Genomic DNA, 16,229 nt, shown 5'->3' with positions numbered 1-16,229 from the left:
AGAAGTCTGGACCCCTTGTGGCCACAAGGAGTCCAGAGATTCTAAGGTATTCCGCTCAGACCGAATAATACATGTCGTACTCGACCGGATGCGGGGTCATTTCGAAGCGCATCACTTCGGCCATCTTGAGCTCGATATAGCTGTCGATCTGGTCGTCGTCGAACACGCCGCCGGCCTTCAGGAAGCCGCGGTCCTTGTCGAGGTTCTGCAGCGCTTCGCGCAGAGAGCCGCAGACGGTCGGGATCTTCTTCAGTTCCTTCGGCGGCAGGTCATAGAGATCCTTGTCCATCGGCTGGCCGGGATGGATCTTGTTCTTGATGCCGTCGAGGCCGGCCATCAGCATGGCGGCAAAGGCGAGGTAGGGGTTCGCGCCCGGATCGGGGAAGCGGACCTCGACGCGCTTGGCCTTCGGCGATGAGCCGAATGGAATGCGGCAGGAGGCAGAGCGGTTGCGGGCCGAATAGGCGAGCAGCACCGGCGCTTCATAGCCGGGCACCAGGCGCTTGTAGGAGTTGGTAAGCGGGTTGGTGAAGGCATTGATGGCCTTGGCGTGCTTGATGATGCCGCCGATGTAAAACAGGCAGCTCTCCGAGAGGCCGGCATATTCATTGCCCGCGAAGGTCGGCTTGCCGCCCTTCCAGATCGACTGGTGGACGTGCATGCCCGAGCCGTTGTCGCCGAAGACCGGCTTCGGCATGAAGGTGGCCGTCTTGCCGTAGGCGTTGGCGACCTGGTGCACGACATACTTGTAGATCAGCATCTTGTCGGCGTTGCGGACCAGCGTGTCGAACTTGATGCCGAGTTCGTGCTGGGCAGCGGCGACTTCGTGGTGATGCTTTTCGACGCGCACGCCCATTTCGGCGAGCACGGTCAGCATCTCCGAGCGCATGTCCTGTGCCGAATCGATCGGCGGCACCGGGAAATAGCCGCCCTTGATACGCGGACGGTGACCGAGGTTGCCGGTCTCATAGTCGGTGTCGTCGTTGGACGGCAATTCGGTGGAATCGAGCTTGAAGCCGGTGTTGTACGGGTCGGCCTTGTACTTGACGTCGTCAAAGACGAAGAACTCGGCTTCCGGGCCGACGAAGATCTGATCGCCGATGCCTTCCGCCTTCATGTAGGCTTCGGCCTTCTTGGCGGTGCCGCGCGGGTCGCGGTTGTAGGACTCTCCGGAAATCGGATCGAGGATGTCGCACAGGATGACCATGGTCGACTGTGCGAAGAACGGGTCCATATGCACCGTCTCGGTGTCGGGCATCAGCACCATGTCGGACTCGTTGATCGCCTTCCAGCCGGCGATGGACGATCCGTCGAACATGACGCCGTCGGCAAACATGTCTTCCTCGACCTCAACGACATCCATAGTCACGTGCTGCAGCTTGCCCTTCGGATCTGTGAAGCGCAGGTCAACGAACTTCACGTCGTTGTCCTTGATCTGCTTCATGATGTCTTTGGCTGTCGTCATGTCATGTTTCCCTGTCTGATGACGTTTCGAGGAGATGATCTGAAATCAGAAACCTCAGACCGCGTCCATCCCTGTTTCGCCGGTGCGGATGCGCACGACTTCCTCGATGTTGGAGACGAAGATCTTGCCGTCGCCGATGCGGCCGGTCTGGGCGGCCTTTCGGATGGCTTCGATCGCGCCTTCGACTGCGTCGTCACCGAGCACGACCTCGATTTTCACCTTGGGCAGAAAATCGACAACATATTCGGCGCCGCGATAGAGTTCGGTATGGCCCTTCTGGCGGCCAAAACCCTTGGCCTCCGTAACGGTGATGCCTTGCAGCCCGGCCTCCTGAAGCGCTTCCTTCACTTCGTCTAGCTTGAACGGCTTGATGATCGCTTCGATCTTTTTCATGTAAAAAGTGGCCTCCACTGCCAAAAAGACGGGTTGTGAGCCCCGCTTGCGCCTCCTTCAAGCACGAACTGTGCCAATTTGAGGGGATTCGAAGCGGTATCACGCGATTTCGGTGCCATGCCGCGTCAGGATGTGATTTCGCGTCATTCGCTGCGTTGGATGCGTCATGGATACTGGGAACCTACACATTGTCAGCGCTCCCGTCCGCACAATAATTGAGCATATAGCGCACTTTGCAGGCAATTGTGTTTCGGCGACGCCATTGTCCCCAACGATGTGCTTACAGATTGCGCCATCTCGGCACCCGTTTGCTTCGAACCGAAAACTGGACGATCTTTGAACACAAGGATCGGGCTTGAGCCAATGCGTATCGGCACTCCATGAATAACGAACTTTTGTCTCCGGCCGAGATGACCGAGGCGGACCGGCTGGCGATCGCCACCGGCCCATTGGCCGGCATAGACCTTATGCGCAATGCAGGTGCCGCGGTCTCTGCCGTGGTGCTCGCCCATTTTCCAGTTGCCAGACGGGTCCACGTCCTGTGCGGTCCCGGCAACAACGGTGGCGACGGATATGTCGTCGCCCGCATTCTGAGGGACAGCGCCGTCGACGTAACCGTGTGGGCGTCCGGCTCGCCGAAAGCCGGCAGCGACGCGGCGCTCGCTGCTTCGGATTGCCCGGTCAGGCCTCGGCCGCTGTCGGAATTTGTTGCCGAGGCAGGTTCGATCGTGGTCGACGCGCTGTATGGGGCAGGGCTGTCCAAGCCACTATCCGGCGATGCCGCCAGGGCGGTCGAGGTCGCGACAGAGCTGAACCTGCCAGTCGTCGCGGTCGATCTGCCCTCAGGCGTGTCAGGCGAGAGCGGCCAGAGTCTCGGCCAGGCGTTCCGTGCCCGGATCACGGTGACGTTTGCGCGAAAAAAGCCCGGCCATCTGCTGTTGCCTGGGCGCGAGATGTGCGGCGAGCTGGTGCTTGCCGACATCGGCATCGGCGACGGGATCATTGCGCGGCTGGAACCGCGGACCTTCGAGAACACCCCGCCGCTTTGGATCGGGGATTTCCCGGTTCCAGCCGTCGACACCCATAAATACAGGCGCGGCCATGTCGGCGTCTTTTCCGGCGGGCCATCGGCCACGGGTGCCGCACGGCTGTCGGCGCTTGCCGCGGCCAGAAGCGGGGCAGGGGCGGTGACCGTGCTGTCGCCGGCAGATGCGCTGCAGGTAAATGCCGCGCATCTGACCTCGATCATGCTGCACAAGAGTGACAGCGTTGCGGACGTACAGGAATTCATCGACCGCCGCCGGCCGTCGGCTTTCGTCCTCGGACCCGGATTTGGCGTCGGCGAAAAAACACGTGATTTTGCCCTCGGCGTGTTAGCCACCGGGCAGCGGCCAGACGGCAGGGTCGACGGGCTGGTGCTCGATGCCGATGGTATTACTTCGTTTCGCGATACGCCGAACGCTTTGTTCGAAGCCGCCCGTCGTTCGAATGTGCCGGCGCTGGTGCTGACGCCGCATGAGGGCGAATTCGGCAGGCTGTTGCCGGACATCGCCGGGGACAAGAGCCTGTCCAAGCTGGCTAAGGCGCGCAGTGCCGCCGAGCGCGCCGGCGCCATCGTGGTCTACAAGGGCGCGGACACCGTGATCGCGGCGCCCGATGGCAGCGCAGCGATCAACGGCAATGGCGCGCCATGGTTGGCCACCGCCGGTTCGGGCGACGTGCTGTCGGGCATCATCGCCGGCTTTCTGGCGCAAGGCATGCCGGCTTTCGAAGCCGCCTGCGCAGCGGTCTGGATCCATGCCGAGGCCGGCAGCCGTTTCGGACCAGGGCTGATCGCCGAAGACCTGCCGCTGGCGCTGCTGCCGGTGCTGCGCCAGCTTGCCGAACGTCGCAACGAGGTGACTGCTGGATGAACCGCTGGGTCGCGCTGCTTGCCACAGTCTTCATCGCCGTTTTCATGGCACACACCGCGCGCGCCGAAGGTCTCGTGACCATCGTCGACGATCCGGCCGTGCTCGCCGCCCTCGATGCCAAGGGTTTTGGTTTCGCCGGCATTTTCGGCGTCGATGGCAAGGGCGACCTGAAGACGCTCTATGACAAGGCACCGGGCTATCACGCAATCGTCGAAACGATTGCCGGCGATGTCGCCGCGCTGCGGGCCGAGATGAAGGCTGGCGGGCGGCTGCTCTACGAAGTCACCGACGGCAATGTCGGCCGCATCATGGACATGCGCTGGCTGAAGACCGGCGCCGCGCGCTTCCGGCTGGTCGGTGTCGTCAATAGGATCGACCGGCGCGATTTCACCGAAGCGCGCGGCGACGGGAGTTGCGGCGAGGTGCGTTTCATCTATCGCCTCGCCTACAGCTTCAAGAAGAACGGCAAGGTTCTGGCCTCGCGCCTGCCGTTCAACTTCAATGCCATTTACAGCGCCGCGCCGGACGCCGATGGCGGCTGCGTCGGCGTTGCCGGACGCTGGACGCCACAGCTCGACGAGACCGTCGATACCGGCTGGCTCATCGGTGGGCCGCTGGATAAGGCGGGACTGAGCTTCAAGCAGCTCGAGCTCAACGCACAAGTGGTGCGCTTTCCCTCCGGCCAGGAGACCGAATTCGGCGGGCAGGCCGCCTATCTCATGCGGATTTTTGGCATCGATGGAGAGACGGTCAGCGAGAGGCCGCTGGAAAACACGCCGGATGTGGCGCTGCTCTCGGAAGACGCCGCGCTGAAAGCGAAACTTGCTGACTACATCAGCGCCAATCTCGCGGCGGTCGATCTCGGCGTCTACGAAATCCCCGATGAGTTCCTGGCGAAAAAAGTCATCTCATGGTCGACCTTCGGCAGCGCAAGGCAGGCCAACCACCCGTTTACGCCATTATTCCAGCCTGCGGATTTTGTCGGGTTCGATTATTCCGCCTTGAGGCTGGTGCGCACGCCGGAAGCGCTGGTCGAGCGGCTCGACAATGGCGCCTGTCAGGGGTGCCACCAGGCGGGTTCGACCGCCGGTTTCCATTTCATCGGTCTCGACGACAAGACGACCTCGCCGCTGAACCGCATCGAGGTCGGCATCTCGCCGCATCTTCATGCCGAGATGCCGCGGCGCGAGGCCTGGCTGCGCGCGACCGCAGCGGGCAAGGAGCCGAACCGCTTCCGCCCGCTGTCCTTCGCGCCGCCGGCCACATGGAAGGACGCCGGCGAGGTCGCGTATGCGCCGGCCGCAATGGCGATGCCGTGCCTGATGCCGGAGGATGAGGCCCGTTTCGGCACGACTTGGCAATGCGGCGGCGGCACCGTCTGCACGCCGCTGGCGACTGCGTCGGGCGTGCGGACCAAACTGGCGCAATGCCTGTTGCCCAAGGACAGCGGAAAGATGTTTGCCGGCCATCCCTGCCTGACCGGCTCGATCGCCAGCAACCCGGCGCAGCCTTTCAACGACCGCTACAGCATATCAGGCCAGTTCGCGGCCTTCGCGACCGACATTTCGCGCACCGCCTACACTTGCCGGCCCCCGAAGATCGGCGTGCCGGCCGGCATCGCCTATCGCGGCTGCGACGACAAGGACCGTGCCTTTGCCGGCTTCAAGCCGGGCAAGCCGATGCCGAACGAGATCTGCGGGCTGGTCGGCGGCAAGAAATTCGACACTTGCGTGGCAACCAACAATTTCGACCAGTGCCTCGGCGGCGCGGTCAACCGCGGCAACCGGCCGGCTTGCTCGGCCGATCATTTCTGCCGCGAGGACTATATGTGCCAGTCGCTGCCACCAGACACGCCTGGTATCGGTAAGGTGAAAGGTATCGGCTTCTGCTCGCCGACCTATTTCATTTTTCAGATGCGCATCGACAACCACGCGACACCCTGGACGGGCGCTGTCCGCGCCGCCATGGGGGCGGGGTTTGGCGCGGCGGAAGCGGAGTGAGCTTTTACTGTGGCCGCTTTCGCGCTGTCAGCGATGTCACAACGGAATGTTGTCGTGCTTCTTCCAGGGGTTCTGCATATCCTTGTTGCGCAGCATGCGGAGCGCGCGTGCAATGCGGCGACGGGTCGAATGCGGCATGATCACCTCATCGACATAGCCGCGCTCGGCGGCGACGAAGGGCGACAGGAAACGATCCTCGTAAGCCTTTGTATGCGCTGCGATCTTCTCCGCATCGCCAATGTCCTTGCGATAGATGATCTCGACCGCGCCCCTGGCGCCCATTACCGCGATCTGCGCCGTCGGCCAGGCATAGTTCATGTCGCCGCGCAGATGCTTCGACGCCATCACGTCATACGCGCCGCCATAGGCCTTTCGGGTGATGACGGTGATCTTCGGAACGGTCGCCTCGGCATAGGCGAACAAAAGCTTGGCGCCATGCTTGATCAGCCCGCCATATTCCTGCGCGGTGCCGGGCAGAAAGCCTGGAACGTCGACGAAGGTGACGATCGGAATCGAGAAACAGTCGCAGAAGCGTACGAACCGTGCCGCCTTGCGGCTGGCATCCGAATCGAGCACGCCGGCAAGCACCATCGGCTGGTTGGCGACGAAGCCGACCGTGCGGCCTTCGACGCGCCCGAAACCGGTGACGATGTTTTTCGCAAAATTCTGCTGGATCTCGAAGAAGTCACCCTCGTCGGCAACTTTAAGGATCAACTCCTTGATGTCGTAGGGTTTGTTGGCGTTGTCGGGGATCAGCCGGTCGAGCGACAGATCGTGATCGGTGACCGACTGGTAGCATTCGATCTCGGGAATATCCGCCGTGTTGGAGGCCGGCAGCAGATCGACCAGCCGGCGCATCTGCAGCAACGCCTCTACGTCATTGTCATAGGCCCCATCGGCGATCGAGGACTTCGTCGTGTGGACGGAGGCGCCGCCGAGGCTCTCGGCGGTGACTGTCTCGTTGGTGACGGTCTTCACCACGTCCGGGCCGGTGACGAACATGTAGGAAGTGTCGCGAACCATGAAGATGAAGTCGGTCATGGCCGGCGAATAGACGTCGCCGCCGGCGCAAGGGCCCATGATCAGTGAAATCTGCGGGATGACACCCGAGGCGAGCACATTGCGCTGGAAGATCTCGGCATAGCCGCCAAGTGCTGCCACGCCTTCCTGGATGCGGGCGCCGCCGGCGTCGTAGAGGCCGATGATCGGGGCGCGGTTACGCAGCGCCATCTCCTGCACCTTGACCACCTTTTCGGCGTGGGCCTCGGACAGCGAGCCGCCGAACACGGTAAAATCCTTGGCGAAGACATAGACCGGGCGGCCGTTGACGGTACCCCAGCCGGTGACGACACCGTCGCCGGCGATCTTGGTCTTCTCCATGCCGAAATCGGTCGAGCGATGCTCGACATACATGTCGAACTCCTCGAACGAGCCCTCGTCGAGAAAGACGTCGATGCGTTCGCGCGCGGTGAGCTTGCCCTTCTTGTGCTGAGCGTCGATACGGGCCTGGCCGCCGCCCATGCGCGCCATGTCGCGGCGGCGCTCGAGTTCCTTCAGCACGTCCTTCATCGGTCGATCCTCGAAACGGAAGCTGATTTGTGGTAATCATGCAGGCAGGGGAGCGCAAGCGCGGCTTTTGCCGTCGATTTGCTGCGCTGCAACATGATGCCCCTTGCATTCCGGGGCGAACTCGGCCATATGCAGCCACATAGGCGCTTGGGCCGGGAGTATCCGGCCTTCTCGACGAATGAGACTGGTTGCGTCTGTTTTCCCTCTTCCCGACAATCGGCAAGGTGGCGAAAAAGCCCCGTGGCATGATGCCTGCGGGCACGACAGCGCAGCCGAGTGGACGTTTACGTCCGCCCGCCTTGTCGTTTCATATCAATTTTTTCGACGGCAGGTTGCGCCCTGCCGCCATCGATGTTTGCGGCCACAGGCCGCGTGAAAGAAGACTATTTTGACCAACGAAAACACTTTTGCCGGTAACACCACCTCGACCGGTAACACTGCGGAACTCACCGGTTTCGCAGCCCTTGGAATTACCGGCGCTCTGCTCAAGGCGACCCATGGCGCCGGCTTTACCGAGCCGAAGCCGATCCAGACGCAGGCGATCCCGCCGCAGCTCGAAGGTCGTGACATTTTCGGCATCGCCCAGACCGGTTCGGGCAAGACCGCGGCGTTCGCGCTGCCGATCCTGTCGAAGATCATCGCGCTCGGCACCAAGCGCCGGCCGAAGACCGCTCGCGCGCTGATCCTGGCGCCGACGCGCGAACTCGCCGTGCAGATCGAAGAGATGATCAAGCTGCTCGCCAAGGGCGCGCATGTCTCGACAGCACTCGTGCTTGGCGGCGTCTCGCGTTTCAGCCAGGTGAAGAAGATCGCTCCCGGGGTCGACATCCTTATCGCCACGCCCGGCCGGCTGACCGATCTGGTGCGTGAGGGCGATCTCGTGCTTGCCGACACCAAATGGCTGGTGCTGGACGAAGGCGACCGCATGCTCGACATGGGCTTCATCAACGACGTCAAGCGCATCGCCAGGGCGACCGCGCCGGACCGTCAGACGGTGCTGTTCTCGGCGACCATGCCGGCGGAAATCGCCGAACTGGCCAAGGGCCTGCTGAAGAACCCGATCCGCGTCGAAGTGGCGCCTCACAGCACCGCAGCAGCCGAGATCGTGCAGGGCGTTGTCTTCGCCCGCACCAAGCAGAAGCGGCAGGTGCTGTCGACGATGCTCGCCGACGAGGCAATGAAGTCCGTCATCATCTTTTCGCGCACCAAGCATGGCGCCGACAGGGTGACCAAGGACCTTGAGCGCGACGGCTTCAAGGCTGCCGTCATCCACGGCAACAAGTCGCAGAACGCCCGCCAGAAGGCGCTGAACGATTTCCGCGAGGGTTCGGTGCGCATTCTTGTGGCGACCGATATCGCGGCGCGCGGCATTGACGTGCCCGGCATCAGCCATGTGGTGAATTTCGACCTCCCGGACGAGGCGGAGAGCTATGTCCACCGCATCGGCCGTACCGGCCGTAACGGCATGGACGGCATCGCCATCACGCTTTGCGATCCCTCCGAGAACAGCAAGCTGCGCCAGGTCGAGCGCATCATCCGCACCAAGCTGCCGATCGTTGCCGACCATCTCGGCAGCCCCGATCCGCAGCGCAATCCCGCCGAAAAGAACGAGCGCACCTTCGAGCCGGCCAACGACCGCAATGGTCGTCGCGACGGCAGGCGGCCAGGCGGCCAGAACAACGGCAAGAAGCGCTTCGGCGACAAGCCGGTCTTTGCCGGCGAGCGCAAGCCGGAAGGCGCCAAGCCCTTCAAGGGCAACAACAAGCGTCGTTTCGGCGGCAAGCGGCCAGCGGCGCGGGCTGCGTAATCAGATAGTTGCATCCGGCAGAGCCTGTCGGGCTCGGCTTGGCTGCTCACAATTGAAAAAGGCGATCGGAGCGATGCTTCGGTCGCCTTCTTCGCCTGAGACCTACTTCACCACCGCCTCTACCCACACCGTAATGCGCTGCGCGAGGAAAGCCGTGGTTGCTGGCGACAGCGCATCACCGGCAATGACGTGATTGTCCCGGTCGCCGGTATCGTCGACCGGCACCAGTTCGTGCGCGGCGCCCCAGCGCCCAGCGATTTCGCGGGTGCGGTCGGGCCGCACGATCCTGTCCGAATCCGAAAAGATGAACAGGGCAGGGATTGTCGCCTTCTCCACCGGCGCGCCATAGGCAAGCTCGGTCAGCGCCACCATCGGCAGCGTCGCCGCGATCGGATAGCGGTAGGTCCAGAATTTCTCGTGCAGCGCATTGCGTGGCACGAAGCGCGTTCCTTGCCGGCGACCAGCTCGGCGATCTCTCGGCCCCACGGCATGGTCAGGAGTTTGGCACCGGAAGCCTTGACGCCGAAATTCGGCGAGATGAACGCGATTGCCGCCACCCCGTCCGACCCGCCCGGCTGCGTCGCAGCCCAGGCCGCCAGCGAGCCGCCAGTCGAGGTAGCAATGACGATCACCTTGTCGCCGATCGCCCGGCCGATGGCGAGCGCTTCCTCATAGTCGTTGATCCAGGCGTTGACGCTGCCTTCGGCCATCGCAGCACCGCCCTGCCCGTGGCCGGTGAGGCGGGTGTAGTAGAGATTGGCGTCGAGCTGATCGGCCACCTCGTCGGGCAGCGGACGAACCTCGCCCTTCGACGCCGAAAAACCGTGGATGTAGACGATCGCGAGCGGCGTCCTGGCATGCACCATCGGATTGGCCCAGATGATCTCCTTCTCCAGCCCGTCGTAGATGCCCGGTACGGCTCCCTCGTTGCGTGCCAGATAGGCTTGCGGGTCATCGCCGACCACGGAAGGATCGAAGCGGATCGTGGTGTCGGCTTGCACGCGTGGGCCAAGCAGGAAGGCCAGGACAAGAATGACGGCGAGACCCAGTACCGCAAGCACGATCCGTTGCCCCATTGCAGACTCCACGCAACAATTCTCAACCTATGGCCGCGATGGCAAGCAGGCAACGGGCGTCCTGCCGGCGGCGGGATCGCCAACTTTGACAGCCGGCCTATTCGCTCGGCGGCTTGCGGTCGAAATTCAGCGGACGTGCCTTCCAGCGGGTCGCGGTGCTGATGACCCACCGGCAGAACGGTCTCGGCAGGATGCTGAGCAGCTTCAGGCCCCAGCTCAAGCGGCGCGGGAAGGTGACTTCGAAGCCGCCGGATTTGATGCCGCGCGCCATGCGCCGCGAGGCGCGGTTGACGGGCATCAGCCCGGGCATCGGCAGCAAATTCTTCTCGGTCAGCGGCGTGTCGACGAAGCCCGGATTCATCACCTGGATGCGCACGTTCATCTTATCAAAGTCGTATTTCAGCGATTCAGCCAGAATATTGATCGCCGCCTTGGTGCCGCCATAGGCGGCCGTGGTCGGCCAGCCGAAATAGGCGGTGACCGAACCGACCAGGACGACATGGCCGCGCGCGCGGACGCGCATGCGTTCGATGACCGGCACCAGGCCATTGATGATGCCGAAGTAATTGACATCGAAGGACTGGCGAAACCCGCGGACGGTGAGATCTTCGCCGGCGGTCGCAATATAGTTCCCGGCATTGAAGACGGCCAAGACGATCGGGCCGAGATCCTTCTCGATCGCCGCGACCGTCTTTGCCATGCGCTTCTCGTCGGTGACGTCGCAGGGATAGGCCGTGACACGGCCTGGCATCTGCGCCGTCTCGACGACAAGCGTGTCGATCGGTTCGTCGTCGAGCGCCGTCACCGCGACGGTATAGCCCTGAGCCGCAAGGTCCTTGGCCAGTGAACGGCCGATGCCGCTGCTGCCGCCCGTGATCCAGGCGACGCCGTGCTTCGGGTTGGCCCGATAGAGAGTCATGCTATGCCCTGCGACTTTTTCTTAGCCTGTGCTCTAGCGATGAAGAAATCGAATGAAAAGAGCGCTTTTCAGCGAAAGCTTCGAACGAATGCTGGAACGCGACATCTGTTTTAGGAATTGCAGCCCAGAAATGCCGCTGGACCAGGCAAATTCTTGCCTTGAAACCGAAGCTTCGGGTTTCTAGGGTTCCGCCGCAAGCATAAAGGAATCTCCATGCCCCGTTCTGTGATCGAAGCGATCGGCAACACGCCTCTGATCCGCCTCAACAAAGCTTCGGAAGAAACCGGCTGCGAGATCCTGGGCAAGGCCGAATTCATGAATCCGGGCCAGTCGGTCAAGGACCGCGCCGCGCTGTTCATCATCCGCGACGCCGAGCAGCGCGGGCTCTTGAGGCCGGGCGGGGTCATCGTCGAGGGGACGGCCGGCAACACCGGCATCGGATTGACGCTCGTCGCCAAGGCACTCGGCTACCGCACCGTGATCGTCATCCCCGAGACACAAAGCCAGGAGAAGAAGGACACGATCAAATTGCTCGGCGCCGAGCTGATCGAGGTGCCTGCCGTTCCCTACAAGAACCCCAACAATTACGTGAAACTGTCCGGCCGTCTGGCCGAGCAGATGGCCAGGTCCGAGCCGAACGGCGCGATCTGGGCCAATCAGTTCGACAACGTCGCCAACCGTGACGGCCATACCCGCACCACGGCGGAAGAAATCTGGGCCCAGACCGGCGGCAAGGTCGACGGTTTCGTCTCGGCGGTCGGCTCCGGCGGAACGCTGGCCGGCGTCGCGTTCGGGCTGAAGGCCAGGAGCAAGGACATCAAGATCGCGCTCGCCGATCCGCTAGGTGCGGCGCTCTACAGTTTCTACACCAGCGGTGAGTTGAAATCCGAGGGAAGCTCGATCACGGAAGGCATCGGGCAGGGGCGGATCACCGCCAATCTGGAGGGGTTCACGCCGGATTTCTCCTTCCAGATTCCGGATGAGGACGCGCTGCCGATCGTCTTCGACCTGATCCAGGAGGAAGGCCTGTGCGTCGGCGGTTCGACCGGCATCAACATTGCCGGCGCGATCCGGTTGGCGCGTGAAATGGGTCCCGGCCACACCATCGTGACCGTGCTTTGCGACTACGGCACGCGCTATCAGTCGAAATTGTTCAACCCGGAGTTCCTGCGCCAAAAGAACCTGCCGGTGCCGGGCTGGATGGAACAGCGAAGCACAATTTCGGTGCCGTTCGAGAAGGTTGCGTGATGGCTTACAGGACGGACGCCCTGTTTCGCGACGACGCCTATCTCAGGACGGCTGATGCCGTGGTTGTCGCCGTCAACGACCGTGGCGGCGTCATTCTGGACCGGACGATCTTCTATGCCACGTCGGGCGGGCAGCCGGGCGATACGGGCACACTCCAACGCGCCGACGGCAGCCTGATCGCTGTTGCCGCCACCATCACCGGCGAGACCAAGGACGAGATCATCCACGTGCCGCCGCCTGAGCAGGCGGCGCTTGAGATCGGCGAGCCGATAAAGCTCGCCGTCGATTGGGAGAGGCGGCATCTGCTGATGCGCATGCATACAGCCTGCCATTTGCTCACCGTCGTCTGCCCGTTCCCGATCACCGGCGCCTCGGTTTCCGAGGACGACAGCCGTGTCGACTTCGATATTCCGGATGCCGGCTTCACCAAGGAGGACGTGACGGCCAGGCTGATGGAACTGGTGCGGGCCGACCACCCGGTCTTTGTCAGGCTGATCACCGACGAGGAACTGGCGGCCAATCCGGGACTGGTGAAATCCAAGAATGTTCGGCCACCCGTCGGCACGGGCAAGATCCGCCTGGTCTGCATCGGCGAAAACGCCTCGATCGACAGCCAGCCTTGCGGCGGCACCCATGTGAGGAGCACTGGAGAAGTCGGCGAGATCCATATCGGCAAAATCGAGAAGAAGGGTCGCGAAAACCGGCGCTTCCGCATACGCTTTGGCCCGATGCCCGCGGCTTGATATATTAGTTTGCCAAAGGCGGGACAGGAGAAGAACAATGGCCGAAGACAGCCCTTTCACCGTCGACGCGGATTGGTTGCAGAGGCGCCTCGGCGAGCCCGGCCTGACCATCGTCGACGCGTCCTGGTATCTGCCGGCGCAAAAGCGCGACGCGCGCGCCGAATATGACGCAGCGCACATTCCGGGCGCCTCTTTCCTGGATCAGGATGCGATCTCGGATCCCGATTCCCCGCTGCCGCACACACTGCCGTCGCCGCAGCATTTCGCCCAATATGTCGGCGCCATGGGCATTTCGGCCGACGACACAATCGTCGTCTATGATGGTCCGGGTTTGTTCTCGGCACCACGCGCGTGGTGGATGTTCCGCGTCATGGGCGTGTTCCAGGTCTACATATTGGACGGCGGCTTCGACCGCTGGAAAGCGGCGGGACGGCCGGTCACGGCGGAGCCGACGAAGATCGCGCCTTGCGTCTTCCATGCCGACTTCGATGCCGCTCGCGTCGCCAGCCTTGCCAACATGCGCAGGCTCGTTGGGACGGGGGAAAGCCAGATCGCCGACGCGCGTTCGCCCGGCCGGTTTGCCGGTACTGAGCCGGAGCCTCGCGCCGGCATCCGCTCAGGCCATATGCCCGGCGCGCACAATGTGCCGTTTTCGGCGCTTGCTGAAAACGGCGAACTGCTGCCGAAAGACCGCTTGCGCAAGGTGATCGAGGACGCCGGCATCGACCTGTCGAAGCCGGTCGTCACCTCTTGCGGTTCTGGCATTACGGCGGCGGCGATCACGCTGGCGCTCGAGACGCTTGGCCATACCGACAACAGGCTCTACGACGGTTCATGGACGGAATGGGGTGGGCTTTCCGATACGCCCGTGGTGACGGGCAAGGACTGACGGTGATGAAGAACGGAGCGCTGGAAGACATCGAGGTCACGGTGACGTTTCTCGAAATGCATGTGCCGCCGGCCTATTCGCCGCCAGTGCCGTACAACCGTCAGATCGCATTGCTGAAGACCAAGGACATTCCACTGCATTTCTACCGCTATTTGATGGACCGGGTGGGCCGCAAATGGCACTGGGTCAACGTGCTGAGGCTGAGCGACGAGGAGCTGTCTGCTGGCCTTCACCGCGAGGACCGCGACATCAGGGTGCTGTATCTCGATGGCGCACCGGCCGGCTTCTTCGACCTCAAGCCGCATCTGCCGGAGGAAGTGGAACTCGCCTATTTCGGCATGATGGAGCACGCGACAGGGCAAGGCATCGGCCGCTGGTTCCTGGGTGCGGCGATCGCCGCCGCCTGGTCGCATGGCCCGAAGCGGGTGACGGTGCAGACCTGCACGCTCGATCATCCTGCGGCATTGCCGCTCTACCAGAAACTCGGTTTTGCGCCGGTGGCGCAAAAGAAGGAGATCGTGCATCCGATGTCCTTAGCCGAGCGCTCGGCCAGCGTCATGCGGCCATGATTTTCTCCGCAACCTGAACTTATTGTTCATCAAAGCTTCAGCTTGTCTTTGCCATCTTGCCGGCACCATCAATGCGGCCGAGGCCGAAGGAGAAAACACATGCTGACCCGACGCACATTTGCCGCCGCGCTGATTGCCGCACTCGCCGTGCCGACCGTAGCCGCCGCCCAGGCGACCACGCCTTCGGCGGCGACAATCGAGCGCCAGCTCGAGGCGGCGCCCCGAGTTAAGCTGCGCCCGAACCAGCGCGTCACCATCCGCGAATTCAAGAGGCGGCCGGACCTGCGGCGCATGGCCCGTTCGATCGATATCCAGTCGATCAATTTCGCCTTTGGCTCAGCGGCCATTTCCAGCTCGCAATACGACAAGATCGAAAACATCGCCGATGCGCTTCAGCGCATCCTGCGGCGCGACCCCGGTGCCCGCGTGCTGATCGAAGGCCATACCGACGCGGTCGGCTCCTTCCAGTCGAACCAGATTCTGTCCGAACAGCGCGCCGCCTCGCTAAAGCGCACTTTGGTGCGCGAATTCGGCGTGCCAGGTTATGCGCTCGAAACCGTCGGCTACGGCGAAGAATTCCTGCTGGTGCCGACGCAGAACGAGAATTGGCGCAATCGCCGGGTGACGCTGCGCCGCTTCGACGACTTCATAAGGTAGCGGGTGACTCGACGCCTGCCGAATCCCATTCTCCGTCTGGATCAACAGTCAAAAGAGAGCCCGGCTTGAATGAGCCGGGTTCTTTCCATATCGCTGGTCATTCAAACCCAATGTGATGGCGCGAAAGGACCAAACGATGACGATACGGGTGGTGATGGCCGGCGCGACCGGCTGGGTCGGCAAGGCGCTGGTTCCGGCGATCGGGGCGCAAGGCGACATGGCGCTGGCCGGGGCAGTGTCACGCAGCGGCGCGGGGCAGGATTCCGGCCTGCTGGTTGGCACGCCGGCTAGTGGCATCATCGTTTCCGCGTTGCTGGCCGAAGCGCTGGAGGTGCCGTCGGACGTGCTGGTCGACTACACCAAGCCACATGTCGTGAAAGACCATGCGCTGCTGGCCATCGAAAAAGGACGGCACGTTGTGATCGGCACGTCGGGGCTGGGTGCGGCCGATTTTGCCGAGATCGACGCTGCAGCACGCGCCAATCGTGTCGGCGTCATTGCGGCCGGCAATTTTTCGATCACCGCCACGCTGATGAAGCGGTTTGCCCTGATGGCGGCGAAATATGTGCCGGATGTCGAGGTCATCGACTATGCCAGCGCCAAGAAGCCCGACGCGCCGTCCGGCACCGCGCGGGAGCTTGCGGAGGCGCTGGCCGATGTCCGCAAGGCTTCGACCGCGCGGCCGGTCTCGGAGGTCTCCGGTGTGCCTGGAACGCGCGGCGCGGCGGTCGGTGCGGGCGAGGGGGTGCAGGTGCATGCGCTTCGCCTGCCTTCCTACATCCTGTCCTGCGAGGCACTGTTCGGCCTGCCCGACGAGCGGCTGACTATTCGTCACGACGCCGGCTCGTCCGCCGCTCCTTACGTGGCCGGCACGCTGCTCGCTATCAGGCGTGTACAGGAGATCACAGGGCTGGTGCGCGGTCTCGACGCCCTGATGGACTGATCCAAATTGGCAGGAATCGGGTGGGAAGCGCTGGCGCA

Annotated in this window: 13 protein-coding genes and 1 pseudogene; 9 read left to right on the top strand and 5 right to left on the bottom strand. The window is 62.9% G+C overall.

Going from position 1 to position 16,229, the window contains the following annotated elements; all coding sequences use genetic code 11:
- Window positions 1-55: 55 nt before the first annotated feature.
- Both glnA and EJ075_RS29060 read right to left on the bottom strand, forming a co-directional pair.
- Window positions 56-1,465, bottom strand: a complete 1,410-nt coding sequence (gene glnA / locus EJ075_RS29065) for a type I glutamate--ammonia ligase (RefSeq protein WP_095488582.1) — start codon at window positions 1,463-1,465, stop codon at window positions 56-58.
- Between the two features lie 54 nt (window positions 1,466-1,519).
- Window positions 1,520-1,858 (bottom strand): P-II family nitrogen regulator, encoded by a 339-nt coding sequence (locus tag EJ075_RS29060; RefSeq protein WP_006205430.1) that lies wholly within the window; start codon window positions 1,856-1,858, stop codon window positions 1,520-1,522.
- 380 nt (window positions 1,859-2,238) lie between these two features.
- Between EJ075_RS29060 and EJ075_RS29055 the strand changes: the two genes are divergently transcribed.
- Together EJ075_RS29055 and EJ075_RS29050 are read left to right on the top strand one after the other, a co-directional pair.
- Window positions 2,239-3,771, top strand: a complete 1,533-nt coding sequence (locus EJ075_RS29055) for an NAD(P)H-hydrate dehydratase (protein ID WP_126106687.1) — start codon at window positions 2,239-2,241, stop codon at window positions 3,769-3,771.
- Window positions 3,768-5,771 (top strand): hypothetical protein, encoded by a 2,004-nt coding sequence (locus EJ075_RS29050; protein WP_126106686.1) that lies wholly within the window; start codon window positions 3,768-3,770, stop codon window positions 5,769-5,771. The genes EJ075_RS29055 and EJ075_RS29050 overlap by 4 nt, the downstream gene beginning before the upstream one ends.
- A gap of 36 nt (window positions 5,772-5,807) precedes the next feature.
- On the opposite strand, the gene EJ075_RS29045 is transcribed toward EJ075_RS29050, so the two are convergent.
- Complete coding sequence (locus EJ075_RS29045; protein WP_126106685.1) at window positions 5,808-7,340, bottom strand: acyl-CoA carboxylase subunit beta; 1,533 nt, start codon at window positions 7,338-7,340, stop codon at window positions 5,808-5,810.
- A 388-nt stretch (window positions 7,341-7,728) separates the two neighbouring features.
- Here EJ075_RS29045 and EJ075_RS29040 point away from each other — a divergent pair, with 388 nt between their 5' ends.
- A complete protein-coding gene (locus EJ075_RS29040; protein WP_126106684.1) occupies window positions 7,729-9,147 on the top strand; it encodes a DEAD/DEAH box helicase in 1,419 nt (472 codons plus the stop codon).
- 102 nt (window positions 9,148-9,249) lie between these two features.
- Here EJ075_RS29040 and EJ075_RS29035 read toward each other — a convergent pair.
- Both EJ075_RS29035 and EJ075_RS29030 read right to left on the bottom strand, forming a co-directional pair.
- Window positions 9,250-10,223, bottom strand: a pseudogene (locus tag EJ075_RS29035) (alpha/beta fold hydrolase).
- 97 nt (window positions 10,224-10,320) lie between these two features.
- Window positions 10,321-11,142, bottom strand: a complete 822-nt coding sequence (locus EJ075_RS29030; protein WP_126106683.1) for an SDR family oxidoreductase — start codon at window positions 11,140-11,142, stop codon at window positions 10,321-10,323.
- Window positions 11,143-11,355: 213 nt separating this feature from the next.
- Here EJ075_RS29030 and EJ075_RS29025 point away from each other — a divergent pair, with 213 nt between their 5' ends.
- The 6 genes from EJ075_RS29025 to dapB all read left to right on the top strand — a co-directional run bounded on the left by EJ075_RS29025 (window position 11,356) and on the right by dapB (window position 16,191).
- Window positions 11,356-12,390: a cysteine synthase A gene (locus EJ075_RS29025; protein ID WP_126106682.1), complete on the top strand. Its 1,035-nt coding sequence runs from the start codon at window positions 11,356-11,358 to the stop codon at window positions 12,388-12,390.
- Window positions 12,390-13,133: an alanyl-tRNA editing protein gene (locus EJ075_RS29020; protein ID WP_126106681.1), complete on the top strand. Its 744-nt coding sequence runs from the start codon at window positions 12,390-12,392 to the stop codon at window positions 13,131-13,133. The genes EJ075_RS29025 and EJ075_RS29020 overlap by 1 nt, the downstream gene beginning before the upstream one ends.
- Window positions 13,134-13,170: 37 nt before the next feature.
- Window positions 13,171-14,022: a 3-mercaptopyruvate sulfurtransferase gene (gene sseA, locus EJ075_RS29015; protein ID WP_126106680.1), complete on the top strand. Its 852-nt coding sequence runs from the start codon at window positions 13,171-13,173 to the stop codon at window positions 14,020-14,022.
- 5 nt (window positions 14,023-14,027) lie between these two features.
- Window positions 14,028-14,591 carry a GNAT family N-acetyltransferase gene (locus tag EJ075_RS29010; protein WP_126106679.1) on the top strand — a complete coding sequence of 188 codons (564 nt, stop codon included), beginning with the start codon at window positions 14,028-14,030 and terminating at the stop codon, window positions 14,589-14,591.
- A 99-nt stretch (window positions 14,592-14,690) separates the two neighbouring features.
- Window positions 14,691-15,248: an OmpA family protein gene (locus tag EJ075_RS29005; protein WP_126106678.1), complete on the top strand. Its 558-nt coding sequence runs from the start codon at window positions 14,691-14,693 to the stop codon at window positions 15,246-15,248.
- Between the two features lie 136 nt (window positions 15,249-15,384).
- A complete protein-coding gene (gene dapB, locus EJ075_RS29000; RefSeq protein ID WP_126106677.1) occupies window positions 15,385-16,191 on the top strand; it encodes a 4-hydroxy-tetrahydrodipicolinate reductase in 807 nt (268 codons plus the stop codon).
- The last annotated feature ends 38 nt before the right edge of the window (window positions 16,192-16,229 follow it).

It is taken from the genome of Mesorhizobium sp. M6A.T.Cr.TU.016.01.1.1 (genome assembly GCF_003952585.1).
In the GTDB taxonomy this organism is placed as follows: domain Bacteria; phylum Pseudomonadota; class Alphaproteobacteria; order Rhizobiales; family Rhizobiaceae; genus Mesorhizobium; species Mesorhizobium mediterraneum.
Note: the sequence above shows the minus strand (reverse complement) of the source record. Positions and strands in the feature narration are given on the sequence as shown.